We start from the raw sequence: 20,744 nt of genomic DNA on the forward strand, positions 1-20,744 counted from the left end.
AAACTATTGGCCATGCCGGGCCGGCCCGGTGGTGCCCCAGGGCGAGCCATAGAGTTCGCCCAAAGCCACGGCGGCCGCGCCGCGCGCCCATAACTGATCCCCGGCATCGTCGATGACGATTTCGGCCAGCGTGGCCAGCGGCGCCGGAATGGCCGCGGCAAAACTCTCGCGCAGCGGCGCCAGCAGATGCTCGCCCAAAGCCAGGGTGGAACCGACGAGAATGACGCGCGGCGGCGCGAAGAGCGCGACGAGATTGGCAATGGCAATGCCCAAAGCGGTGCCGGCACGGGCGACCACGGCGCGCAGTTCGTCATCGCCCGCCTCGAGCAGGGCATGGACCTGCGCCATGCCCTGCTCGTGCAGGCGGGGATCGGCGAGCAAAGTGCCCTGCCCGGCCAGATCGCCGAGGCGCATGGCAGTGTCGCCGCCCGGTCCCATGACCATGTCGCCCAGCGTCAGGCTCAGCCCATGCGCGCCGCGAAACAGCTGGCCATTATGCATGACGCCCAGGCCCAGTCCTTCCTCGATGGCGACCAGCACGAAATCGTCGTGGCGCCGCGCCTGGCCGAACCAATGCTGCGCCATGGTAATGGCGTTGGCGTCACTTTCGATGATGGTGTCGATGCCCAGCCGGGCCGTGATGGCCTCGTGCAGCGGGGCATCGAGGTCGCCGAGCACGCTGCTGGCCAGCACCTGGCCGCTGCCATGCTCGACAATGCCAGGCAGGCTGAGCGCCACCGCTTTGATCTGCTCGAGTCCCAGCCCCGCATCGCCCACGCAGCGCCGCACGCCATCGGCGACAAGATCGGCAATATCCGGCGTGGCAAGCGCCGTGATGCGCGCCGGCAGGGTCAGGCCGGCCAGCACGTCGCCCTGGAAATTGGTGGCGACGCAGACAATACGATCACCGGCCAGCCTGACCCCGACCACCCAGGCCGCCTCGGGATGGAGTGCCAGCATGACGCGGGGCCGCCCGCGCAGGCTCTGGCTGCGGATATCGCCCTCATGCCTGACGGTGATGAGCCCGTCATCGAGCAAAGCGGCGGTGATGGCCGAAACCGTGGTGGCCGACAATTCCGTACGCGCGCCGATCTCGACGCGGGCAATCGGGCCATGCCGGCGGATCGTGTCGAGCACGAGGAAGCGGTTGATGGCCCGCATCAATTCGGGGTCGGCGGTCTTCATGCAGGCGCGGGGCTCGCTGGCGGGTCCCGATTTAAATCGGGATGCAAAATAACTCCCTGCTTGTAGGCGCCTGCCGCCGGCAAGCGCAAGGCCAAATCATCAGGCGTTAAGCCAAAGTCAGGGCTTGAGCGCTATCAAGGCAGCCAACCATCTTTTGGCCTTGCTGACCGCCTAACCGGGCAGCGACCCTATTTGACCGAGGATTTCCATGACCGTTCTGCGCGCCCTCAAGCCCGCCATCCTGCCCTTGGCCGCCCTGCTGGCCGGAGTAACCATCGCGGCTTGCAGCATGGGGGGTGGCGCCAGCACGCCCATCGCCCTGTCGCCCGGCCTGTCGGCCCGCATGGACCAGCCCGGCGCCAGCCTCGACCGGGCCCAGGCCATCGGCATGATCAACGCCTATCGCGCCACCAATGGCCTGCCCGCGCTGACGCCGGACGCGGCTTTGGACGGCACGGCCCAGGCGCTGGCCGACCAATATGCCCGCACCGGCAACCCGCCCCGCGCCCCGCAGGAGCTGACGGTGATGAAGCTCAGCGCCGGCTACGCCACCTTTGCCGAGACCTTCTCGGGCTGGCGCAACAGCGCGGCCGATGCGGTGGGCCTCAAGGCAACGGCCACCAAGGCCGGCGTCGCCATGGCCTATAGCCCGAGCTCGAGCTATGGCGTGCACTGGGTGCTCGTGCTTGACGACTGAGCCCGACACCATCGATGCACGCGGGCTGAAATGCCCGCTGCCGGTCCTGAAGATGGAAAAGCGCCTGGCGGGCCTGCCGCCGGGTGCCAGCCTTGTCGTGCTGGCCACCGACCCGATGGCCAAGGTGGATATTCCCCTGTTCTGCAGGCAGAAGGGCCATGACTGCACCGTCACCACGGATGGCGATGTCCTGCATTTTGCCATCGTAAAGGGGTGACAGGACGGGCTGCATGAGGTGAAGTGGACCTGCGGCGAGCAGAGGAGGTCCAAATGACACTTTCCACATGCAGCTCTGTTGCGCTCCGCGCAATGCTGGCCGCCAGCCTGATACTCCCCACCACCGCCATGGCCCAGGACAATCCGGGCTGGCATGGCACCGCCTATGAGGGCATGGCGACGCTGTTCTATGGCACGCCGCAATCGGACCATGCCGAGCTTTCCTTTTCCTGCGAGGCCGGCAGCGGCACGGCCACTTTCGTCTTCGCCTTCGCCCCGATCCGGGCCGTCGACGGCGTCGAGGTCGTCGTAACCCTCGAGGCCGGCGATATCTCCCTGCCCATCCAGACCACCGGCATATTGCTGGAAATGGACGATCAGTTCCTGCTCGAAGGCCAGGTTCCGCTCGATGCGCAGCTCACCGACCTGCTGGGCTCGGAAGGCGTGCTGAGCGTTTTCGTCGAGGACGGGTCAGCGGAATATTCGCTGGATGGCGCAATGGAAGCGGCAACCGATTTGCTCGAGACCTGCGGGCAGGATGCCGATACGGCAGCCATCGAGATCTGCGAGTTCGACGCCTGGGTGCAGGGCAGCGGCCCGAGCGCCCGGGTCATCCGCGAGGGGCCGTCCGCCGATGCCGCTGCCATTGCCGATATGCCGGGGCCTTACGAGGGCTATAATGACATAGCCTATCCCACGGTGAGCATTACCGGCTCCAAGGATGGCTGGTTCCGCATCGACGAGGTCACTACGGACCGCTATGCCGACAGGGACCTCATCGTGGCCTTCACAGGCGAAGGCTGGGTGCCGGGCAAGGCGCTGGCGCTGTGGGTGGAAAGCCCGGTCCTGCTCGAGGCACCGGCGGGCGACGCGGCAATTGCCATAAATTTCAGCGACGGCAGCCACAATCTGCTGACGGTCGACCGGCTTTATGCCTGCCACGGCAACTGGGTCGAAGTCGGCGGAACCTATGGTGACGGCAGGGTACGCGGCTGGTCGCGCGACATCTGCGAGAGCCAGATCACCACCTGCCCGTAAGCGGTCTAGGGCGACGGCACCGCCTGCTGCAATTGGGCGACGAAATCCATCGAGCGCACCAGCATCAGTTTGATGGTACCGCGCGAATGGCGGATTTCCACCCGCTCCGAAGCCATGCGCTTTTCCACGCCGATATCGGCAATGTCGGCGAGGGGAACCGCCCAGCTATCCAGCGGAGCGCGCGACTTGGTCAGCCGCGTCTGGGTGAACTGGAGTTTTCCGTCGGCAAGGGCCAGCGTGCCGCTTAGCCAAACGCCCCCGTTGCGCTTGAGCATGAAAGTGGTGGCGGGCAGGACGATCCAGCGCCAGAGCGGTATTTTATAGCCTGCCGGAAACGGCTTGAGCCAGGCGGCGGGGATCGAAGCGACAGGTGCGATTTCGGTCAAGGCGGCTCTCGGATTCGCCAGGCTCTCGGCTGATGGTGCCCCCCGCCGGACTCCATCGGCAAGGGATCGATTAACCTAACTATTTGATTTCATTTACTAATTGCGATGCGGTGGAAACCACCCTTGACCGCGTGCCCCAAAACGTGCCCCAAAACGCGCCCCAGAACAAGCCCCAATGGGCGAGGCTATGGACCATCGGCGCGACCCTGTCAAAGACCGGCATCTGATTACTAAGGGCGAGTGGTATCACTACAAGCGCCGTGTCCCCACCAGCGTGCATGCTGTCGTGGGCGGCGATACGCATGTCCGCAAGAGCCTCAAGACCAAAGACCTGGCCATTGCCCGAGAGAAGCGCAATGAGCTTGAGGCAGCCGACGACAAGCTGTGGCAGGCCCTCGCCCTGGGGCGCAATGCCGACAGCGCCCGCAAGGCCTATGACGCCGCCGTCTCGGTGGCGCTCGCGCTTCGCCTGCCCTACCGCGAAGCCGCCCAGGTGGCCGACCTTCCCCTCCCTGACGTTCTGACGCGGCTGGCCGCAGTGCCGGTCAATGCCCCGACGCGGCCGATCGCCGACGCCGCGCTTGGCCTGGTCAAGGTGCCGGACGTCTCTGTGTCTGACGCCTTTGATATCTATTTCGATGAGATCGCGCCGGCCGAGCTGCGCGGTAAGAGCGCGCAGCAGCGCGCCGACTGGCGCAAGGTCAAGCTGCGGGCGCGAAACAATTTCATCGCCGTGGTGGGCGAGGTGCCGGTTTCCACGATCACGAGGGAACAGGCCCTCAAATTCTACGATTTCTGGCGCCGGCGTATTGCGCCGAATGACGCGGAGATCGCCGAGGGTGCCCTGGTCACCCATTCCCCGGCCAGCGGCAACCGGGATATCGGCAATATGCGGGTGATGTTCTCTGCTTATCATCGCCATATCGGCGACATGGATCGCTTCAATCCCTTCTCGGGCCTCGGCTTCGACGAGAATGATGAGCGCACCCGGCCCCCCTTCCCCACTGACTGGATCGTCAAGACCATCCTGGCCAAAGGCGCGCTCGACTCCCTCAACGCGCCGGCGCGCCGCATTTTCCTGACGCTGGTGGAGACCGGGGCGCGGCCGAGCGAGATCTGCAACCTGCGGCCGGGCCAGATCCAGCTCAAGCATGAAGTTCCCCACCTGATCATCCGACCGCATCGCGATCGCGACGATCCGCGTGAGGTCAAGACCAGCTCGGCCGAGCGCAAAGTGCCTCTGGTGGGGGTATCGCTGGCAGCGATGCGCGCCAGCCCCGAGGGTTTCCCGGACTATGTCGAGAAGGGCACGACGCTTTCCAACACGCTGATGAAGCACTTCCGGGTGCACAAGCTGCTGCCGACGCCGGAGCACAAGATCTACTCGATCCGCCACTCATTCGAGGATCGGATGAAGGACGCCGGCATAGATGAAGAATTGCGCAAGCTGCTCATGGGGCATGCGATCGACCGGCCCACTTATGGGGTCGGCGGCAGCCTCAAATGGCGGCAAGAGAATTTGCAGAAGATCGCCCTGCCGTTTGACCGCGCGATAGTCTAGCCAAGCGCGCGCGAACGCCTGCCAGTTCGTCATTCTGATTGCGAAGGGCATCAAGCTCGCGTTCAAGCCTGCGCCAGATGGGCAGGTAGACAATGCCTTCGTCGGGCGCCTCCGACATGATCACGGCCAGCCGGTCGAGCGCTGTTTCCAGCGTCTCGGCGGTTATGGGCTGGCCGGGAACATAGAAGGCCATGGCGTCACTCGTCCATGACGTCGAGCAGTTCGCTGACCGATGTGTCGGCCGGCAGCTCTGCGAGGAAGCGCTTTACCCGCCCACGCAACCGGGCAATGTCCCGATCGCTGGCCGTGCGACGGCTGGTGACTTCGCTACCGATCGTATCGCCGCAGGCGATTTCCAGGGCCTGCTCGATGTCGTCATTGTCGATTGCCGCGAAGCCCATCACGCCACCTTCCCATAAGGGCGCAGCGCGCCCTCGAGGGCGAGCAGGAATTTCTCTTCCACCACCGGCTGGGTCATGAACTTGATACGCGTGGGGAGTGGCCTGGCCTTGGGCATGAAATTGCCACTGCGCCCCGCCACCACGTCACGGAATTCGGTGGCGAGTGCGATCTGGTCGGCCTCGTGCACGTCGGCCGCGATGGCCGGCGCCGGCGACGGCAGGCCGAAGGCGGGGTAGATCGCCTCGTTGAGGATGCGCCGCTCATATGCCACCAGGTCGACGCCCAGCGTCAGCAGGAAGCCCTTCCACGGCGTGATATTGTCGCCGGTGATCATTTCCGGCGCGTCATGCAGCAGGGCATAGGGCCGCGACTGTGGCAGCCGGCAGGCCTGCGCCACCAGCAGGGAATGCTGGGCCACCGAAAAGCTGGGCCATTCGATATTCTCGCGCCAGCGATTGTGACGGGACAGGTGATGCGCGATGTCGCGCAGGCAGATCATGTCAGGGGTCGGCTTGGCGAAATGGAAGTCGCGGCCGCTGGCGAGGGTCATGAAAAAGGTCATCACAGCGTCTCCGCTGCGAGCCAGGCGGCGCCGACGAAGGCGAAGCCGATGATGTAGGCGAGGATGGCGGCCATCATTGCAGCGCCTCGGCGCCGGCGATGACCGTACGTATGCTGGCGAGGCGCTGATTGATACCCTCTTGCAGCGCATCATCTTCAAAGCCGGCCATAATCTCTTCGGCGAGTTTGAGCGCGGCCAGGAGGTCAAAATTCACATCAGCCAGGGTGCCGATATCGGCCTGGGCATCCTTGACGAAACGGGAGATCGCATCCGGATGGAACGATGGCACCACGCTGGCGTCGTAGGCTTCGTAGCTGGCGACATTGCGGTGAAGTTTCCCAGCCATCAGTGCGCCCCCTGATGGATGAACGACAGTGCGGCGCGGGCCTTGGCCTTGCGCAGATGCAGGTCGATCGCATCCTTGCGGAAGCCGCGTGCCTGCAGCTCGGCGACGATGAACTGGGTCGCGGGGAAGAGGCTGCCGATGATATCGACCATGTCGTCTTGCAGCTGCCGCCCGGACTTGACGGGCTCGGCATTGACGTCTCGGACGAAAAGCAGGTTCGCCCTCGTGCGCGCAGCGCCCTCGTACTGATCGAGGAAGGCTGCCGGCCAGCCCATTTCGAGCAGGCGCGGCCGGCGCGCATCGCCCTCGGCATTGAGGTCGATCAGATCTGCGGCGAGGATTTCGACGCGCTTCGCCACGTCGCCAGTACGGCGGGTGGGCAAGTGGTGGGTTTCGGTGAGCATTGCGTCCCTCCATGAACAGGATGGGAACATCAAAAGCACGGCTTGATATAATTTTCAAGTCTCACTTGAAAATGATGCAACCTGTCTTTGCCTCTGGACTCTCGGCCCGATTGATTCCTTAATGAGAACCGAAAGAGAACAAACGGGGCAAGGGAAAGTGGCTCAACGCGGTGAACCGTCGCTTGGCGATGTGCGGTGCCTTAAGATCGAATGCGCGGATTGCGGGCGGGAGCGCTGGCTGCAATCGCACCAGATCCTGCGCGGCCGAGCCACCGAGACCATGCCTCTGTCAGACTACATGGATCGCCTGGTATGCGCCGATTGCAGCGCCGAGGGCCTGCCCGGCCGCAACCTGGTGGCCGTCCCGCTGTATTACGACGAAGCCACCAGGCGCCGCGCCGAAACCTGGCGCATCAATACCCGAGTAGCTCTTGCCACGGGATGACGCGGCTCATCTTCTTGATCTCATAGGGATTGAAGGTGAGCTGCTTGGGCGGGTTGAACTGCTCGCAGACGATCTCGTTGGGCTTGCGGCTCACCAGCTTCTTGATGAAGCATTTGCCGTTCTTTTCGTCGCCCACCGGGAATAGCTCGATGATGACATATTCCCCGTTTACCGGCTGCTTTCCGCCCGCATAGATCACCTCGCCCGGCTCGAAGCGCGGGATCATGCTGATCCCGATTACCTGGTTGGCAAACACGCCCTGGGTTGTGGCAATGCCGGGCGGACGGCGCACATAGTCGATCACTTCGCCGTTGAACGTGAAGTCGGCATCGTCGCCGCCCACCGTCACGCCGAGCAACTCGATATCCTTCGGGCCGAGTGCCGGCGCGCGTGTCGGGCTGGTGATCCTGACCGCTTCCGATCGCTCTTCGTCATCCAGATAAACCAGTTGGCCACGGCTCGCCGCCTCGGCGTCGATCCCATACAGGGCCGCGACCTTGCGCAAATTATCCATGGTGATGTCGTTGGCGTCGGCTTCCCAATTGCCAACGGCCTGGGCCGAGACGCCCACCTGCTCGCCAACCTGGCGCAGCACCATGCCCTTTGCCTTGCGCGCCGTCTTAAGGACGGTTCCAGTCGTGTTTTCCATAGCCCGCATTTCATCAAGCATTGCTTGCTTGATCCACGACAGAGTGGCTTGACATATTTTTCAAGTGATGCTTGAAATCAGCCATGAGCAACAAATCAGACATGGCTGCAGCCCTGCAGCGGGCGGTGGAGATTATCGGCGGGCCGACTGAGGCCGGGCGCGTGTTCGATATCACCCCCCAGGCTGTCGATCAGTGGGAAATCTGCCCTCCCGGCCGCGTGCTGGGGATCGAGTCGGCTGCCGGTGGGCAGGTTACGCGCTATGAGCTGCGCCCCGACATCTATGGCGATGCTCCCGAGCTGGTGACGCCATGACGTCCGCAGTCGTAGCAGCCGCCCGCATCGGTGCTGCCGACCTGCAACGCGGTCGCGGCCTGTCACTCGCGGCGGATGCCGATCCCCTGTTTTACCACGGCGGCGGCTGCCTGCTCGGCAATGAACTGGATGGCCTGGGCCGTCTTGTCGTTGGCGAGATCGAGAGCGGTCGCGGCGTCGTATCCCTTCCCCGCGGCTGGTATCGCGCGCGGGATCTGTGGCCCCAGCTGTTCCCCCGGCAGTCCGTTGGACAGCCGGGCGCGGAGCGCGGCCATGTTCCCGCCGTCGCGTATTATCAGCTCGGCGGCCAGCTCGATGGCCATGCGTACCAGCGTCTCGCTCACCGCCATTTCGGCGACCATCTGCGTTTGCGGGCTCGGTTCCATCAGTGCCTCGTTTCATTGCTGGCTCGCCTTAAAGCGGTTTTTCGGGGGCATGTCGAATGACCCGGATGCGCGCTCCCATGAATTCCGCTGATCGCCGGGCAAAGACCGATGCGCTGCGCGACATGCTGCGCTCGGGCGAATCCACCCGCGCGCTGCTGTTGAGCCGCGTTGGCGTTGATCCAAAGGGCCTGCTGCACCTGCAGCAGACGTCGAAGCTGACCGCTCAGGAGCGGCCGGCATGACATTCCCCATCTTCTCCCTCCCCGCACGACTCCTCCCCGCCCTGGTCATGACCTCCAGACCCGGTGCGTCCCTCCCGCGTGCGGGTAACTGGCTGGCACGCCTCGCCTTGCGCGTCGGGTGCCAGCCTTTCCTCTTCTCGCCGCTGCCTGATGGCGCGCAGGTCGCGCAGGGCTTCGATCATGGCGCGGCTGGGCCGGTAGTCGGAAAATCTGTTCATGGCTGCGGTTGTGAATCGCCCGTGGCGCCGTGTCATGGCGCGGATCGCGCGGTGCCGCGCCATGTCTAGAGGCCGCCAGCTCCCCGATCGCGACTATCAGGCCCTCTTTGCCGCAACGCGGCAGCTGGTCACCGCTGCCGGTGGCCCCGTCGCCGCGGCTGCCATCACGCGCGGTGATCATCAGAGCATCAGCCGCTATGGCTCGGCCCACCCTGATAATGCCGACCGCTTCATGCCGATCGACGTGCTCGCCGATCTCGAAAGCGAGTGCGAGCAGCCGGTGCTGACCAAGGAACTGGCGCGATTGTCCGGGCACCTGCTGGTGCCCGTGCCGCGCGTGGTGCGGTCGGGCACGGCGCTGGGCGCAGTGACGGCAAGCGCCCTTAAGGAAACCAGCGAAGTCTTTGTCGCCCTGGCCGATGGGCTGGGCGACGGCAGGCTGTGCGCGGCCGACGCGGCCCATATCGGCCGCGAGATCGATGAGGCGCTGGCCAAGCTGGCCGCGCTCAAACTGCAGGTCAATGCCGAAGCGGAGTCGGAAGTATGAGCGTTTATGTCGACGACATGGAAGCCAGCTTTGGCCGCATGAAAATGTGCCATATGTGGGCCGATACGCTGGATGAACTGTTGGCCATGGCCGACTTGATCGGCGTTCAGCGCAGGTGGCTGCAGCGCCCGTCCGGATCGTGGGACGGGCATGATCCTCGCTACCAGGCGGATGCGCGCCTGCGCCTTGGCATGGATGCCAGCTGGGTCCACTTCGATATCGCCAAGGGCAAGCGAGCGGCGGCCATTGCTGCCGGGGCCATCGTCACCGACCAATTCGGCCCCGGCGAATACACGGCAAAGCTCTCGATCGCCACTGGCATTCCCGGCCTCGTGAATATTGGCGAGCGGCGTCTGCAGCTGTTTGCCGACGCGCGCTTGCGGCTGAGTGCAGCGGAATGAGCAGTACCGAACTTGCCCTTTTTTCCGTCGCCAAGGAGGCCCTGGCCGAGGCTGTCAAGGTCGACGAAGTCAAGGATGTGCGCGACCATGCCGAGCGCATCCGGCTCTATGGTCAGCAGGCCAATGACCGGACCATCATCGCCGACGCGACCGAAATCATCATGCGGGCCGAGCGCCGCCTGGGCGAGCTGCTGCGCAGCGCGCACGAAACCGGCCAGCTCGGCATCGGCCGGCCGGCCCGTTCCAATGTCGAGGGTGATGGCGAAGCGACGGCCGAGGACAATGAGCCGGTCGAGACGTCCAGCCCCCGGCAGACGCGGGTGACGCTCAAGGAAGCCGGCATCAGCAAGAAGCTGTCGACCCGCTCGCAGAAATTCGCTGCCGTGGCCGAGACCGCCTTTGAGGCGGCCCTGCAGACGGCGCGCGAGAAGATCCTGGCCGGTGGCGCCATCGTCGTCAATCCGCTCAAGGATCTCTGTCGACGGCCGAGAAGAAGTCGCGCCGTGCCGCCCGCGAGATCGAGCTGGGCGCCAGGCAGATGGCGCTGCCCGAAGCCAAGTTCGGCGTGATCCTCGCCGATCCGGAATGGAAGTTCGAAACCTATTCCGAAGAAACCGGCATGGATCGGGCGGCCGACAACCACTATCCGACCTCGACGCTCGAGGCGATCAAGAGCCGCGATGTCGGCTCGCTCGCCGCCGATGCTTGCGTGCTGTTCCTATGGGCCACCGTGCCCATGCTGCCCCAGGCCCTGGACGTCATGGCCGCCTGGGGCTTCGAATACAAATCGCATACCGCCTGGCGCAAGGATCGGGCGGGCACCGGCTACTGGTTCCGCAACGAACATGAGCTACTGCTGGTCGGCACGCGCGGCAATGTGCCGGCGCCAGCCATGGGCGATCAGTTCGGCTCGGTCATCGATGCGCCGGTGGGCGAGCATTCGGCCAAGCCGGAAAAGTTCTATGAGATTATCGAGGCCTATTTCCCCAGCCTGCCCAAAATCGAGCTGAATGCCCGCGTGGCGCGGCAAGGCTGGGTGCGCTGGGGCTATGAGGCCCCGGACGAAAACAGCGGACAGGTGGCAGCGTGTGCCCCGGTAGCGCCATGCAGCGATGCGCATGGAGACGAAAACGGCCTTCGGTTGAAGGGGAACGCAACGCTTGCCCAACCCAGCGTAGGCACCCGCGAAAGCGATGCTTTGGCTGAGGTTTCAGGGACTTCACAATGCGAGGATAGCGCCTCGCCCACCCTGCCAAACTCGCCGCTGCCCCTCGACCAGGCCGACGCGATCATCCGCACCGGCGATGCGGACAAGACTCCGCTCGTCGCCCTGGCCGCCATGGTCGGTCGGCCGGGCAATATCACTTTCGTCAAAAACAGCCGGCGCCGGCAGGGCCTGTCGAGCCGCGAGCGGCAGCGCGAGGCCGTGGCGGAGTCCAATCGCAGACGGGCTGCCGTTGCCGGAGAAGCCCAATGACCCGGCACGCGCCCCGCTACCAGACCGGCGAAATCGTCGCCCGCTGCGTGCTCGATCCCAATGGCGGGCACCGGCTCGAAGTCGAGACGACGGGCGGCATCATGATCGCCTGCTACGGCGTGGAAAACCTGCCGTCGCTCGAATCCGCCATCGAACAATTCCGAGCCCTGATCACGCGCGCCGATGGCGGGCCGGATTTCCACAACCGGCGCGTCATCCCGATCGAGGTGAGCAGATGAAGAACAAACTATCCGATCTCAACAATCATCTGTTTGCCCAGCTTGAGCGGCTTTCGGACGAAGACCTAACGCCCGACCAGATCGAGAAAGAGGCAAAGCGCGGCGAGGCCATTGTATCGGTGGCCGATCAGATCATCCGCAATGCGTCCTTGCAGATTAAGGCCGCCGAGCTTGTCGCTGAGTACGGGTCCAATCCCGAGCCGTATTTGCCGCAGATTGAGGGAGGGAAGGCGTCATGAGACGGGCCGCTATCCCCTACAGCCCCACGGAAATGCAGTGGCTTGAAGCTAACCGGATGATGGTGATCACCGACTATCACCGGGCTTTCATTGACGCGTTCGGACGAAGTGATGTGTCTGCCGGTCACCTGCACGCCCTCCGGAAGCGCAAAGGCTGGAAGGTCGGGCGCTCGCCGGGTCGCTATAAGGGCCGTCGTCTCAAGTACAGCGATGCCGAGATTGAGTGGTTGCGCGACAATTGCGCCCTGCCGCTGCCCGACTATCACCGGGCGTTCCGGGCCGCGTTCGATAGACCCGACGTCACCGCTGCCAAGCTGCACTCTTTGCGAAAGCGAGAGGGCTTCAAGACGGGGCGCACCGGGCGGTTCGAGAAGGGTCAACCGTCGCCCATGAAGGGCCGCACATGTCCGCCCGGCGAAGGTGGTCGCCATCCGAACGCAATCGCAGCGCAGTTCAAGAAGGGTCATGTTCCACACACCTATCGCGGCCCTGGCCACGAAAGCGTGGACGACGAAGGCTATGTCTGGATCGTTATCGACAGGCCCAACCCATGGACTGGCGCGGCGACCTGGCGCGTGCACAAGCATCGCTTCCTTTGGGAAGAGGCCAACGGACCTGTTCCCGAAGGCATGGTGCTTAAATGCGTTGGCGAGAGAGGCAACTGCGACCCGTCTAACTGGGAGCCTGTGCCCATCGGCCTCCTGCCCCGGCTCAATGGCAAATCGGGCCGCAATTACGACCAGGCGCACCCCGATTTGAAGCCGTCCATCATGATGGTCGCCAAGATCGAGCATCGCGCCCGCGAAAGCCAAAAGGCACGTTCATGACCCGCCAAAAGCTCCCCACTCGCCGCGAAGGCGAGACTTTTCTGCTCGATCATCGGCACAGCCCCGGCACGGCGGCCGAACAGATCGAAACCATGATCGTCAGCTATAGCCGGTATCCCGATGGTCGCATCGGCGAAGTGTTCGTGAATTGCGAGAACCGGCGTAGCGAGCGATCGATCGGGCTGTGGGCCGATCTCGGTATCATCGTCTCGATCGCCCTACAGCGCGGCGCCACGCTCACCGAGTTGAGCAGCGCCATGTCGCGCGGCGAGATCAACCACCTGGGCAAGATCGTCGAGGTCGCACAATCGCCGGCCGGCACCCTGCTCGATGCCCTGCTCGATATCGAGGTTCAGGACATGGTGGAGGGCCGCGCCAATGGCTGAACCACGCACGAAGCGCGGCTGGGTGCTGCTGTTCGCCGGGCTGGCCGGCTGGGGGCTGGTGGCCGTCCTGGTCGCGGCAGGTGCCGCATTGATGGGAGGGATCTGATATGGCCGAAAATACCGCGATCGAGTGGTGCGATGCCACGTTCAATCCCTGGATAGGCTGCACGAAGATCAGCCCGGCATGCGATCATTGCTATGCCGAAGCCTTGATGGACACGCGGCATGGCCGCGTCGACTGGGGCGGCGACCGGGTGCGCACCTCGCCCGCCAATTGGCAGCAGCCGCGCCGCTGGCAGCGCCAGGCGGCGGCATTCCATGCCGAGCATGGCCGGCGCCGGCGCGTGTTTTGCGCCTCATTGGCCGATGTGTTCGACAACCAGGTGCCGGCCGAGTGGCGGGCGAACCTGTGGGCGCTGATCCTGGTCACGCCGGATCTCGATTGGCTGCTGCTGACCAAGCGCCCGCAGAATATCGGCAAGATGCTGCCGGCGTTTTGGGATGACGTGAAGGGGCATGTCTGGCTCGGCACGACGGTCGAGGATCAAAAGCGGGCCGATCAGAACATTCCGCATTTGCTCGAGCACGACGCCGCGGTGCGCTTTGTCAGCATTGAGCCGATGCTGGGTCCGATCGACCTCGCAAAGGTATGCCTGGTCCCCCAAAGGCCTGGGTCGTTTCGGTCGGGCATTCATCTCAATGCTCTGGTCGGTCGCTTTTACGAAAGTGGCATGCCCTATTTTGACCGCTGGAATGACGACGGGACGCCGGCCACTGGCGCTACCGTTGCCAGGATCGACTGGGTGATCGCTGGCGGCGAAAGTGGTCCCCATGCGCGCCCGTCGAATCCAGACTGGTTCCGCAGCCTGCGTAATCAATGCGCCACTGCCGACGTGCCCTTCCTGTTCAAGCAATGGGGCGAATGGGTCGGCGGCAAATTCCACCTCGACCTCGATGACTATCTGCAGTTCGAGGATCTCGCGGAAACGCGCTTTTATCCCCTGAGCCGATCGACGCCTGAGCACCATTGGGAAGAGGACAAGGTTCCGGAAGGCCTTGGGTCGGTCCGCCTGGGCAAGCGTCTCGCTGGCCGTACGCTTGATGGCGCAACGCATGATGCCTTCCCGGTGGTGCGCCATGCATGATCTCCCCCGCTTCGCCCTTTCCGTTCGCCAGCCTTGGACCTGGGCGATCGTGCATGCAGATCCCGTCAAGGATATCGAGAACCGGTCATGGCGCCGGCCCAATCCCGCGCTGAAATTCCGGGGTGAATTCGCCCTGCATGCCGCCAAGGGCATGACGCGCGATGAATATGAGTGTGCTGCCGACTTCATGGCGGATCTCGGCATCACCGCGCCGCGCCCGGCCGAGCTGCAGCGCGGCGGCATTGTCGGCGTCGTGACGCTGGTCGATATCGTCAGGGACTCCGATAGCCCCTGGTATATGGGCGGTTGCGGCCTGCTGCTCGCCAATCCGCGCCCCATTGAATTTATCCCTTGCGTCGGCGAGCTGGGCTTTTTCGCCTGGAAGCCGGCCGACCCTTCGGTTGTGCCCCAACCGGCCAGGTGGATGCTGCCAAAGGCCGAGCCCGTCGCGCCGGCACAGGGAGAGCTGCTGTGACTGCTCCCCTGCCGTGCCCCTTCTGCGCCACCCTGCCAGTCGTCAGTGCTGGCGGCCTGATGTGGGCGCATGCGCCAGTGTCATGCATCCTGCGCGATTTCGGCTTTTCGGATGTCGATGGCTGGAACACGCGTGGCGGATCGGCGGCGGATCCGCTGCCGGATGCCAAGCCTGTCCGGATCCAGCTTTCCCGCCGCAAGGGTTGGCGCATGCCGGAGAACACGGTCAAGGTCGACCGCTCGACCCGCTTCGGCAATCCGTATCAGGCCGGGGCTGATGGCGATGGCGATCGAGCGCATCTGGCCAGCCTCTACCGGGCATACCTCGCCCGGCCAGAACAGGCCGCCCTTGTCGATGATATTCGCGCGTTACTGCGCGGCAGGAACCTCGCCTGCTGGTGCCCGCTGGATGATTGCTGCCATGCCGATGTGCTGTTGGAGGTCGCCAACGCATGACCACCGACCAGATCATGCTCTCATCCCAATGCGCTTGCGGCGCGGTGATTTCGACGCCGGCGCCGGCCGCCGCCGATATCGGCGCTGCCTACCAGGCGCAGCTCGATGCCGGTTGGGGCCATGACGATCACGGTCGCTGTCTCTGCCCGCAATGCATGGTGGCGCCCCCAGCCGAGCCGACCCCCGACGTTCCCGAGCAAGGGAGGCTGTTTTGACCGATCCCGCTCCGTACGACGGTCCCATTGCGCGTGCTGACGGTATGCGCCCCTACAATCGCTACCTCTGGCCAATGGCAGGCGATAGCTGGTGGGTGAGGGACTGCGAGCATCTGGTTGTCCAGCGGATGGCCTGGCCGAACCACATATCCGTGGTTGCACTGGCCGATGGTCGATATTCGACCGATGGCGCCACCTACGCGATTGAAGGGAACCACGACTGCTATGGCGGTCCGTGCGTGTTTGCGACCCGCCAAGAGGCAGTGCGCAAGGCCGTGGCGAAGTTCATCCGCCATTGTCGCCATGCCCGATACTGGTCCACGAACGGCATTTCCCATGAGCAATGCCAGCTCGCCATAAATTGGGCTCTCGAAGTCGCGGCCCGGCCGCCCGTCGTTTTGCCGCTACCTAAGCCAATTCCGGTAAAAACCGGACTGCCGTTGTTCGATGCGGGGCTGTCATGACCCTGCCCGATCACCTTGCTGCCCTGCGCGACGAAGCCTTGCAGACGTCATGCGAAAGCTGGGCCAAGCGGCAGGGCTGGAAGCTGTCGCCGGGCCTCGATCGGGCCGGACCATGCCCTATGCCCGGCTGTGGCGGCACCGATCGGTTTTCGATCCATACCGGGAAAAACCTGTTCCGCTGCCGGCAATGCGACATTGCCGGCGAGGGCGTGATCAAGCTGGTTATGCTGACCCAGGGCCTGGGCTTCACCGAGGCTTGCGAATTGATCACGGGGCGCCGGGCCGATGCCCCCTTCGATCCGGAGAAGGCCGCCGAGATCCGGCGCCAGAACGAAGCGGCCGAGAAGCGTAACCGGGATGATGCCGAGCGCTACCGGCAGAAGGCCCGGCGCGAGGGTTATGAAATCTGGCAGGCGCGCTCGCGCGACCCTGGCCGGCCGCTGGTCGCCGAATATCTCATGATCCGCGGCCTGCTGACGGCCCGCCTGGTGGAGCTGTTCGACCAGATCCGGCTCGGCCAGCATGATGACCTGCCCTATATGGATCGCGCGAAATCCGGCCCCTGGGTCCAACTGGCCAAGGCGCCGGCCATGCTGGCGCCGATCCAGATGGCCGATGATCGTTTCGGGGCGGTGCATCGCACCTGGCTGGATCTCGCCCAGCCCAAGGGGAGGCTGGTGCTGGTCCATCCCGATACCGGCAAGGCGCTGGAAACCAAAAAGGCCTTGGGCATCAAGCAGGGCGGCGCCATCAGGCTCTTCACGCCCGAAAACCCGCGCCGCATCATCATGGGCGAGGGCATCGAAACCACGCTGACCCCGCTGGCGCATGCTTTCGAGCCCGATACCGCCTATTGGGCCGGCGTCGACGTCGGCAACATGGCCGGCAAGGCCTCGCGCGATCCCGATGGCAAGATCGTGCAGGACCGGCCGGATCTCGCCGATCTCGATTGCTGGCAGCCGCCCGACTGGTGCGAAGAGCTGATCTATCTCGGCGAAACCGAAAAGGCCGAGCGCAATACCGATGCCAAGCTGACGCGCGGCCTGCTGCGCGCCCAGCTGCTGCGCCGGCAGGCCCGCGAGGCCAATCCCGACCTGCCCGATCTCGTAACCGAATTCGTCCTCGCCCCCGAGGGCGGCGGCGATATCAACGATCTTGTGAGGTGAAAATGATGACCAGGCCTTACTATCGCGCATATTGCAAGGATTGCGGCTGCACGGTTCGCAGCGGCGACAACAGCACCTTCATGGACCAGTTCTTTCTCCCCGAGCGGTGCCCTGGGTGCCATCGCTATGCGCCTCGGCACGGCTACGTGTCCGACAGCGAGGCGCGTTACAGAGTGGAATATGGGTTCTGGAAAGTTGTGCCTATTGAGCCCCAGCCGCCCAGGCGATGGTGGTGGCCCTTCGGCGTAGCGACAGAACGGGTTTGGACTGTGTGGCAGGAGGTCTCTTCATGAGCGAGACCAATCCCCGCCCCCATGCCGGCGTCGTCTTTCCCGATGAGTGGAACCAGGACGAAGGCACGCCCGACATCGCCTCGGTGGCCAACGCGATTCAGGTTTGGGCCATGTTCAACCCGCCCTACCGGCACAGCGTTCGCCATGTGGGCGAAGTTTTCAACCTCGACGACGCCCAGGTGCGGCAGGCGGTCGAGGCGCATTACTGGATGTATCTGGACGGTCCCGACGACGATCCGCACCAGCAATTTATCGAACACGACGGCGAATAGACTTTTCTGGACTAAAGGGGCTAAAAATGCGGCAAACCAAGGCAACCGAGCCGGGCAAGAGCGGCGCGGTCAAGCGCGCCATGGGGCGGCGGCGCAAGGTCGAGGCGCCGGCCGACGACGCGGGTGAAGCGGGATTCAGCCTCTATGGCGATGCCGGCGAGCCGCCCCCGACCGATCCGCAGGATCCGGGCGCCGATCCCGACGATGATTTCGCCCTCGATGACGATGCCGGCCTGCCCGATGGCCTCGATCCCCTGCTGATCGAAACATTGCGCGAATGCGCGGCGCTCGATCCCAACGATCGCGACAATGGCCGGCGCCTGGTGCTGCATTACGGCGGCAACCTCGCCTATGTGCAGGGCATGGGCTGGCTGGTGTGGGAGGGCAAGTTCTGGCAGCGCGACGATGGCGAGCTGGCCGCCCGCTTGATGGCGCAGAACCTGGTCGACCGGATCAAGCTCGAAAAGGAATTCATCGACTATACGCCGGCGCAGCAACGCCTGCTGGAAGCCGCCAAGCCCAAGCGGAAGATCCCGGCCGAAGAGCGCAGCCAGGCCGACAAAGAGCTGATCATCAATGCCGACCAGGCGATCAAGCAGCGGGCGACCAAACGCGCCGCGCGGGTCAAGCATGCCATCAGCTCGGGCAATTCCGGCAAGACGGCCGCCATGCTGCAGCAGGCGGCCAGCCATCGCGCCATCCCGGCCGAAGAGCTGGACAGCGACCGGATGCGCTTCAATGTGCGCAATGGCACGCTGGTCTTTTCGCGCGTGCCAGATCCCGATGCGCCGGCCGAGGGCGAGGGCAGCGACCGCATGGTCGGCAGCTTCACTTTCATCGAGCCGCATGATCGCACCGACATGATCACCAAAATGGCCGATGTCGATTACGATCCCGATGCCCGATGCCCGTTTTTCGAGGCCTTCCTGGCCAAGCTGCAGCCCGATCGGCAGATGCAGATCTTCCTGCAGGTTTTCCACGCCTATGCCCTGCTGATCGGCGGCAATGATGAGCAGAAAGTGCTCTATCATTACGGCACCGGCGCCAACGGCAAATCGGCCTTTATCGAAGTCCTGGGCCGTCTCGCCGGCAGCTACCGCACCGTGGTTTCGCCCGAAACCATTACCGGCGATACCCAGCGCGGCGGCCAGCAGGCCAGCCCCGATATTGCGCGCCTGCACAATGCGCGCCTGGCCACGATCGAGGAATTGCCGCGCAATGCCCCGCTCAAGGAAGAGCTGATCAAGGCCCTGTCGGGCGGCACGAAGATGACGGCGCGTTTCCTGCAGAAGGAAATCTTCGAATTCGAGCCGATCTTCACCCCCGTCCTGTCGGGCAACTTCAAGCCCTCGATTTCGGGCAGCGATTACGGCATCTGGCGGCGCGTGCTGATCGTGCTTTGGGGCGTCACCATCCCCGAGGGCGAGCGCATGATCCCCTCGCGCCTCGCCGAAAAGCTCGACGCCGAGCGATCGGGGATCCTGAACTGGCTGCTCGATGGCCTGGTCGCCTATCTCGGCGCCGGCCTCACCGGCTTCATTCCGGCCGAGGTCACCGACTTCACCACGGAATACCGGCAGGACCGCGACAATGTGGGCGTGTTCGCCGACCAGTGCATCAGCCGCGAGGAAGGCCAGACCATCCAGGCCGGCCCGCTGCACAAGCTCTATATCGAATGGTGCGAGTTGAACGGCGTCACGGCCGCCAAGCAGCGCTCTTTCGGCGAGCGCCTGGGCGAGCTGGGATTCAAGAAAACCACCGGCCGCGTCTATGTCTACCAGGATATCGTGGTGGATAAGTCCTGGCGCATATCGATCGACCGCGAAGTGCCGCGCGACCCGAAGAGCAAGGCCATCAAGGATACGGCCGATCCCGGCTGGACGCCGGCAGAGGGGGTTTGATGGCTAGCATCCCCGTAGCTCTGACTAGACCCCGCACCCCACTTTAGGCCACGGTGCTGGTCGCGACCCTCGCGCCCGGCAATGATTCTCCCTCAAAGCGCCTTGCGCCGCGCCCCGCACCCCCCTTTGAGGGCAGAGAAAGCGGAAGTCGCAACCCTCGTCCCCGCTGCGCGGGGCGACACGAGGGTTGCGAGAGTTAAGCGAGGGTGAAATCTGAAATCTCGCGCTATAAATCAATAGACTTTTCAATGGGTTATTGCGATTTTGCGACCTTTGCGGGGTTTGTTCTCGCCTATATCGTACAAGAGGGGGCCGGGGTGCCCATTTTCGGCAGCATTTTGCATCTGAATTTGACTCACTGCGCATAGGACAACCCTCGCCACTGTCTCAACACTCGCTACCTCTTTGATTTATCTACCTTTTCTATTTGCGAGATTTGGAATGAAACCTCGCTAAACCTCGAAAGAGCAAGGAATGGCTGAATACCGGGACATTGAAGAGCTTCTGATCTGGGCTTTCGGGCCGCAGCAGGTTGAACGCTATGTCCGGACTTTGCGGGGCGGTTCGGTCGGGCCGGCTTCGGCCCCGCAATCGAGCGAGGACGCCATGCGGCAAATCCTGCTGCTGGGCACGCGTGTCGATTCCAGCTCGGCCGGCGCGCTGTGGGCCGGGGCGCGCTGCCACGACGATGCGGTGACCATTTACGAGGCTGTCATGGCGCTGCCGGCAGAGGCTTGGGTTGAGGTCATCAAGCACGCCCGCTCGGGCGAACGGCCATACTGGTATCCGGACGGGCCGGGCCGCTGGGTGACGCCGCGCGACAAATGGGGCCAGCCCAAGCGGCTATGGCGCGACCCGGTTCGCCAGCGTGGCGACCTGGGCGAGGCGCCGCCCGAACTGCTCGGCATCGACCCGGCAATGGTCGAGGAAGCTCGCGCCACCTATCGGCTCTGGCACACCGCATTGTGCGAACTGGTGGGGCTGGTGAACCGTGATCTGGTGTCGTGGCGCGCCCGCTGGCCTGCCGCCTCGCCGGAGCCCTGGCTGGACCCTGTGGGGGCGCATATCGAGGCCGGTTGACGTGGAGAGAAAATTTGACGTAGCTTCACCACAACGGAAAAGGTTCTCAGGCGAGTCGCACAGCGGCCCGCCTTTTTTGTTGCCTTTTCGATGCTCGCCAAGGTGTTGGCG

The 20,744-nt window shown here is 64.2% G+C and carries 33 protein-coding genes; 24 read left to right on the forward strand and 9 right to left on the reverse strand.

The features are described from left to right. Positions 1 to 3: 3 nt before the first annotated feature. Positions 4 to 1,185 (reverse strand): ROK family transcriptional regulator, encoded by a 1,182-nt coding sequence (locus NVV79_RS12685; RefSeq protein WP_303989947.1) that lies wholly within the window; start codon positions 1,183 to 1,185, stop codon positions 4 to 6. A 208-nt stretch (positions 1,186 to 1,393) separates the two neighbouring features. Between NVV79_RS12685 and NVV79_RS12690 the strand changes: the two genes are divergently transcribed. Genes NVV79_RS12690 through NVV79_RS12700 form a run of 3 tightly spaced genes read left to right on the forward strand, consistent with a single transcriptional unit; the run spans position 1,394 to position 3,136 of the window. After that, a complete protein-coding gene (locus tag NVV79_RS12690; protein ID WP_303989950.1) occupies positions 1,394 to 1,882 on the forward strand; it encodes a CAP domain-containing protein in 489 nt (162 codons plus the stop codon). Next, a complete protein-coding gene (locus NVV79_RS12695; protein WP_303989953.1) occupies positions 1,872 to 2,099 on the forward strand; it encodes a sulfurtransferase TusA family protein in 228 nt (75 codons plus the stop codon). Before NVV79_RS12690 ends, NVV79_RS12695 begins: the two co-directional genes overlap by 11 nt. Before the next feature lie 53 nt (positions 2,100 to 2,152). Then, positions 2,153 to 3,136, forward strand: a complete 984-nt coding sequence (locus NVV79_RS12700; RefSeq protein ID WP_303989956.1) for a hypothetical protein — start codon at positions 2,153 to 2,155, stop codon at positions 3,134 to 3,136. Positions 3,137 to 3,141: 5 nt separating this feature from the next. Here the strand turns inward: NVV79_RS12700 and NVV79_RS12705 are convergent, their stop codons facing one another. Continuing rightward, positions 3,142 to 3,522 (reverse strand): hypothetical protein, encoded by a 381-nt coding sequence (locus NVV79_RS12705; RefSeq protein WP_303989958.1) that lies wholly within the window; start codon positions 3,520 to 3,522, stop codon positions 3,142 to 3,144. Between the two features lie 175 nt (positions 3,523 to 3,697). Here NVV79_RS12705 and NVV79_RS12710 point away from each other — a divergent pair, with 175 nt between their 5' ends. Further along, positions 3,698 to 5,083, forward strand: coding sequence for a DUF6538 domain-containing protein (locus tag NVV79_RS12710; protein ID WP_303989961.1), 1,386 nt, complete (start codon positions 3,698 to 3,700; stop codon positions 5,081 to 5,083). Here NVV79_RS12710 and NVV79_RS12715 read toward each other — a convergent pair. From NVV79_RS12715 to NVV79_RS12735, 5 genes are all read right to left on the reverse strand, one after another. Continuing rightward, positions 5,022 to 5,276, reverse strand: coding sequence for a hypothetical protein (locus tag NVV79_RS12715; RefSeq protein WP_303989964.1), 255 nt, complete (start codon positions 5,274 to 5,276; stop codon positions 5,022 to 5,024). The two genes, NVV79_RS12710 and NVV79_RS12715, sit on opposite strands and share 62 nt — an antisense overlap. Before the next feature lie 4 nt (positions 5,277 to 5,280). Then, positions 5,281 to 5,484 carry a hypothetical protein gene (locus NVV79_RS12720; protein WP_303989967.1) on the reverse strand — a complete coding sequence of 68 codons (204 nt, stop codon included), beginning with the start codon at positions 5,482 to 5,484 and terminating at the stop codon, positions 5,281 to 5,283. Beyond that, positions 5,484 to 6,047: a hypothetical protein gene (locus NVV79_RS12725; protein ID WP_303989970.1), complete on the reverse strand. Its 564-nt coding sequence runs from the start codon at positions 6,045 to 6,047 to the stop codon at positions 5,484 to 5,486. The genes NVV79_RS12720 and NVV79_RS12725 overlap by 1 nt, the downstream gene beginning before the upstream one ends. Positions 6,048 to 6,120: 73 nt before the next feature. Beyond that, complete coding sequence (locus tag NVV79_RS12730) at positions 6,121 to 6,393, reverse strand: hypothetical protein (RefSeq protein WP_303989973.1); 273 nt, start codon at positions 6,391 to 6,393, stop codon at positions 6,121 to 6,123. After that, a complete protein-coding gene (locus tag NVV79_RS12735; RefSeq protein ID WP_303989975.1) occupies positions 6,393 to 6,797 on the reverse strand; it encodes a hypothetical protein in 405 nt (134 codons plus the stop codon). The genes NVV79_RS12730 and NVV79_RS12735 overlap by 1 nt, the downstream gene beginning before the upstream one ends. Positions 6,798 to 6,954: 157 nt before the next feature. Here NVV79_RS12735 and NVV79_RS12740 point away from each other — a divergent pair, with 157 nt between their 5' ends. Then, positions 6,955 to 7,242 (forward strand): hypothetical protein, encoded by a 288-nt coding sequence (locus NVV79_RS12740; protein ID WP_303989978.1) that lies wholly within the window; start codon positions 6,955 to 6,957, stop codon positions 7,240 to 7,242. Here the strand turns inward: NVV79_RS12740 and NVV79_RS12745 are convergent. Further along, positions 7,211 to 7,891 (reverse strand): XRE family transcriptional regulator, encoded by a 681-nt coding sequence (locus NVV79_RS12745; protein ID WP_303989981.1) that lies wholly within the window; start codon positions 7,889 to 7,891, stop codon positions 7,211 to 7,213. The genes NVV79_RS12740 and NVV79_RS12745 overlap by 32 nt on opposite strands. A gap of 83 nt (positions 7,892 to 7,974) precedes the next feature. Here NVV79_RS12745 and NVV79_RS12750 point away from each other — a divergent pair, with 83 nt between their 5' ends. After that, positions 7,975 to 8,205: a YdaS family helix-turn-helix protein gene (locus tag NVV79_RS12750; RefSeq protein WP_303989985.1), complete on the forward strand. Its 231-nt coding sequence runs from the start codon at positions 7,975 to 7,977 to the stop codon at positions 8,203 to 8,205. Positions 8,206 to 8,267: 62 nt separating this feature from the next. Here the strand turns inward: NVV79_RS12750 and NVV79_RS12755 are convergent, their stop codons facing one another. Continuing rightward, entirely contained in the window at positions 8,268 to 8,591 is a 324-nt protein-coding gene (locus NVV79_RS12755) for a hypothetical protein (protein WP_303989987.1), read from the reverse strand. A gap of 77 nt (positions 8,592 to 8,668) precedes the next feature. Here NVV79_RS12755 and NVV79_RS12760 point away from each other — a divergent pair, with 77 nt between their 5' ends. The 18 genes from NVV79_RS12760 to NVV79_RS12845 all read left to right on the forward strand — a co-directional run bounded on the left by NVV79_RS12760 (position 8,669) and on the right by NVV79_RS12845 (position 20,633). Beyond that, positions 8,669 to 8,833, forward strand: coding sequence for a hypothetical protein (locus NVV79_RS12760; RefSeq protein WP_303989989.1), 165 nt, complete (start codon positions 8,669 to 8,671; stop codon positions 8,831 to 8,833). A 279-nt stretch (positions 8,834 to 9,112) separates the two neighbouring features. Beyond that, a complete protein-coding gene (locus NVV79_RS12765; protein WP_303989992.1) occupies positions 9,113 to 9,598 on the forward strand; it encodes a phage regulatory CII family protein in 486 nt (161 codons plus the stop codon). Further along, positions 9,595 to 9,999 carry a DUF4031 domain-containing protein gene (locus NVV79_RS12770; RefSeq protein ID WP_303989994.1) on the forward strand — a complete coding sequence of 135 codons (405 nt, stop codon included), beginning with the start codon at positions 9,595 to 9,597 and terminating at the stop codon, positions 9,997 to 9,999. Before NVV79_RS12765 ends, NVV79_RS12770 begins: the two co-directional genes overlap by 4 nt. Continuing rightward, positions 9,996 to 10,568 (forward strand): hypothetical protein, encoded by a 573-nt coding sequence (locus NVV79_RS12775; RefSeq protein WP_303989996.1) that lies wholly within the window; start codon positions 9,996 to 9,998, stop codon positions 10,566 to 10,568. Before NVV79_RS12770 ends, NVV79_RS12775 begins: the two co-directional genes overlap by 4 nt. Continuing rightward, positions 10,538 to 11,476 (forward strand): MT-A70 family methyltransferase, encoded by a 939-nt coding sequence (locus NVV79_RS12780; protein WP_303989998.1) that lies wholly within the window; start codon positions 10,538 to 10,540, stop codon positions 11,474 to 11,476. Before NVV79_RS12775 ends, NVV79_RS12780 begins: the two co-directional genes overlap by 31 nt. Then, the gene (locus tag NVV79_RS12785) at positions 11,473 to 11,715 is read left to right on the forward strand and encodes a hypothetical protein (RefSeq protein WP_303990001.1); all 243 of its coding nucleotides are present in this window, start codon (positions 11,473 to 11,475) and stop codon (positions 11,713 to 11,715) included. The genes NVV79_RS12780 and NVV79_RS12785 overlap by 4 nt, the downstream gene beginning before the upstream one ends. Further along, entirely contained in the window at positions 11,712 to 11,954 is a 243-nt protein-coding gene (locus NVV79_RS12790) for a hypothetical protein (protein ID WP_303990004.1), read from the forward strand. The genes NVV79_RS12785 and NVV79_RS12790 overlap by 4 nt, the downstream gene beginning before the upstream one ends. Next, on the forward strand, positions 11,951 to 12,781 hold the full coding sequence (locus NVV79_RS12795; RefSeq protein ID WP_303990007.1) for a hypothetical protein: 831 nt from the start codon (positions 11,951 to 11,953) through the stop codon (positions 12,779 to 12,781). Before NVV79_RS12790 ends, NVV79_RS12795 begins: the two co-directional genes overlap by 4 nt. After that, the gene (locus tag NVV79_RS12800) at positions 12,778 to 13,167 is read left to right on the forward strand and encodes a hypothetical protein (RefSeq protein WP_303990010.1); all 390 of its coding nucleotides are present in this window, start codon (positions 12,778 to 12,780) and stop codon (positions 13,165 to 13,167) included. The genes NVV79_RS12795 and NVV79_RS12800 overlap by 4 nt, the downstream gene beginning before the upstream one ends. Before the next feature lie 107 nt (positions 13,168 to 13,274). After that, complete coding sequence (locus tag NVV79_RS12805) at positions 13,275 to 14,312, forward strand: phage Gp37/Gp68 family protein (RefSeq protein ID WP_303990013.1); 1,038 nt, start codon at positions 13,275 to 13,277, stop codon at positions 14,310 to 14,312. Then, the gene (locus tag NVV79_RS12810) at positions 14,305 to 14,787 is read left to right on the forward strand and encodes a hypothetical protein (RefSeq protein WP_303990016.1); all 483 of its coding nucleotides are present in this window, start codon (positions 14,305 to 14,307) and stop codon (positions 14,785 to 14,787) included. Before NVV79_RS12805 ends, NVV79_RS12810 begins: the two co-directional genes overlap by 8 nt. Beyond that, on the forward strand, positions 14,784 to 15,242 hold the full coding sequence (locus NVV79_RS12815; protein ID WP_369684725.1) for a DUF4326 domain-containing protein: 459 nt from the start codon (positions 14,784 to 14,786) through the stop codon (positions 15,240 to 15,242). The genes NVV79_RS12810 and NVV79_RS12815 overlap by 4 nt, the downstream gene beginning before the upstream one ends. Next, positions 15,239 to 15,457, forward strand: coding sequence for a hypothetical protein (locus NVV79_RS12820; RefSeq protein ID WP_303990019.1), 219 nt, complete (start codon positions 15,239 to 15,241; stop codon positions 15,455 to 15,457). The genes NVV79_RS12815 and NVV79_RS12820 overlap by 4 nt, the downstream gene beginning before the upstream one ends. Further along, the gene (locus NVV79_RS12825; RefSeq protein ID WP_303990020.1) at positions 15,454 to 15,921 is read left to right on the forward strand and encodes a hypothetical protein; all 468 of its coding nucleotides are present in this window, start codon (positions 15,454 to 15,456) and stop codon (positions 15,919 to 15,921) included. Before NVV79_RS12820 ends, NVV79_RS12825 begins: the two co-directional genes overlap by 4 nt. Next, positions 15,918 to 17,087 carry a hypothetical protein gene (locus NVV79_RS12830; protein ID WP_303990023.1) on the forward strand — a complete coding sequence of 390 codons (1,170 nt, stop codon included), beginning with the start codon at positions 15,918 to 15,920 and terminating at the stop codon, positions 17,085 to 17,087. Before NVV79_RS12825 ends, NVV79_RS12830 begins: the two co-directional genes overlap by 4 nt. Positions 17,088 to 17,376: 289 nt before the next feature. After that, a complete protein-coding gene (locus tag NVV79_RS12835; RefSeq protein WP_303990026.1) occupies positions 17,377 to 17,652 on the forward strand; it encodes a hypothetical protein in 276 nt (91 codons plus the stop codon). Between the two features lie 26 nt (positions 17,653 to 17,678). After that, on the forward strand, positions 17,679 to 19,553 hold the full coding sequence (locus NVV79_RS12840; RefSeq protein WP_303990029.1) for a phage/plasmid primase, P4 family: 1,875 nt from the start codon (positions 17,679 to 17,681) through the stop codon (positions 19,551 to 19,553). A 474-nt stretch (positions 19,554 to 20,027) separates the two neighbouring features. Then, positions 20,028 to 20,633, forward strand: a complete 606-nt coding sequence (locus NVV79_RS12845) for a hypothetical protein (protein ID WP_303990032.1) — start codon at positions 20,028 to 20,030, stop codon at positions 20,631 to 20,633. The last annotated feature ends 111 nt before the right edge of the window (positions 20,634 to 20,744 follow it).

Origin of the sequence: Devosia ginsengisoli (assembly GCF_024707105.1) — a bacterium.
Classification (GTDB): domain Bacteria; phylum Pseudomonadota; class Alphaproteobacteria; order Rhizobiales; family Devosiaceae; genus Devosia; species Devosia ginsengisoli_A.

Coding starts and splice junctions, on each gene's coding strand:
- NVV79_RS12685 (WP_303989947.1), bottom strand. CDS start 1,185: ATGAAGACCGCCGACCCCGAATTGATGCGGGCCATCAACCGCTTCCTC.
- NVV79_RS12690 (WP_303989950.1), top strand. CDS start 1,394: ATGACCGTTCTGCGCGCCCTCAAGCCCGCCATCCTGCCCTTGGCCGCC.
- NVV79_RS12700 (WP_303989956.1), top strand. CDS start 2,153: ATGACACTTTCCACATGCAGCTCTGTTGCGCTCCGCGCAATGCTGGCC.
- NVV79_RS12710 (WP_303989961.1), top strand. CDS start 3,698: ATGGGCGAGGCTATGGACCATCGGCGCGACCCTGTCAAAGACCGGCAT.
- NVV79_RS12715 (WP_303989964.1), bottom strand. CDS start 5,276: ATGGCCTTCTATGTTCCCGGCCAGCCCATAACCGCCGAGACGCTGGAA.
- NVV79_RS12720 (WP_303989967.1), bottom strand. CDS start 5,484: ATGGGCTTCGCGGCAATCGACAATGACGACATCGAGCAGGCCCTGGAA.
- NVV79_RS12725 (WP_303989970.1), bottom strand. CDS start 6,047: ATGACCTTTTTCATGACCCTCGCCAGCGGCCGCGACTTCCATTTCGCC.
- NVV79_RS12730 (WP_303989973.1), bottom strand. CDS start 6,393: ATGGCTGGGAAACTTCACCGCAATGTCGCCAGCTACGAAGCCTACGAC.
- NVV79_RS12735 (WP_303989975.1), bottom strand. CDS start 6,797: ATGCTCACCGAAACCCACCACTTGCCCACCCGCCGTACTGGCGACGTG.
- NVV79_RS12745 (WP_303989981.1), bottom strand. CDS start 7,891: ATGGAAAACACGACTGGAACCGTCCTTAAGACGGCGCGCAAGGCAAAG.
- NVV79_RS12750 (WP_303989985.1), top strand. CDS start 7,975: ATGAGCAACAAATCAGACATGGCTGCAGCCCTGCAGCGGGCGGTGGAG.
- NVV79_RS12755 (WP_303989987.1), bottom strand. CDS start 8,591: ATGGAACCGAGCCCGCAAACGCAGATGGTCGCCGAAATGGCGGTGAGC.
- NVV79_RS12760 (WP_303989989.1), top strand. CDS start 8,669: ATGAATTCCGCTGATCGCCGGGCAAAGACCGATGCGCTGCGCGACATG.
- NVV79_RS12765 (WP_303989992.1), top strand. CDS start 9,113: ATGTCTAGAGGCCGCCAGCTCCCCGATCGCGACTATCAGGCCCTCTTT.
- NVV79_RS12770 (WP_303989994.1), top strand. CDS start 9,595: ATGAGCGTTTATGTCGACGACATGGAAGCCAGCTTTGGCCGCATGAAA.
- NVV79_RS12775 (WP_303989996.1), top strand. CDS start 9,996: ATGAGCAGTACCGAACTTGCCCTTTTTTCCGTCGCCAAGGAGGCCCTG.
- NVV79_RS12780 (WP_303989998.1), top strand. CDS start 10,538: ATGGCGCTGCCCGAAGCCAAGTTCGGCGTGATCCTCGCCGATCCGGAA.
- NVV79_RS12785 (WP_303990001.1), top strand. CDS start 11,473: ATGACCCGGCACGCGCCCCGCTACCAGACCGGCGAAATCGTCGCCCGC.
- NVV79_RS12790 (WP_303990004.1), top strand. CDS start 11,712: ATGAAGAACAAACTATCCGATCTCAACAATCATCTGTTTGCCCAGCTT.
- NVV79_RS12795 (WP_303990007.1), top strand. CDS start 11,951: ATGAGACGGGCCGCTATCCCCTACAGCCCCACGGAAATGCAGTGGCTT.
- NVV79_RS12800 (WP_303990010.1), top strand. CDS start 12,778: ATGACCCGCCAAAAGCTCCCCACTCGCCGCGAAGGCGAGACTTTTCTG.
- NVV79_RS12805 (WP_303990013.1), top strand. CDS start 13,275: ATGGCCGAAAATACCGCGATCGAGTGGTGCGATGCCACGTTCAATCCC.
- NVV79_RS12810 (WP_303990016.1), top strand. CDS start 14,305: ATGCATGATCTCCCCCGCTTCGCCCTTTCCGTTCGCCAGCCTTGGACC.
- NVV79_RS12820 (WP_303990019.1), top strand. CDS start 15,239: ATGACCACCGACCAGATCATGCTCTCATCCCAATGCGCTTGCGGCGCG.
- NVV79_RS12830 (WP_303990023.1), top strand. CDS start 15,918: ATGACCCTGCCCGATCACCTTGCTGCCCTGCGCGACGAAGCCTTGCAG.
- NVV79_RS12835 (WP_303990026.1), top strand. CDS start 17,377: ATGAGCGAGACCAATCCCCGCCCCCATGCCGGCGTCGTCTTTCCCGAT.
- NVV79_RS12840 (WP_303990029.1), top strand. CDS start 17,679: ATGCGGCAAACCAAGGCAACCGAGCCGGGCAAGAGCGGCGCGGTCAAG.
- NVV79_RS12845 (WP_303990032.1), top strand. CDS start 20,028: ATGGCTGAATACCGGGACATTGAAGAGCTTCTGATCTGGGCTTTCGGG.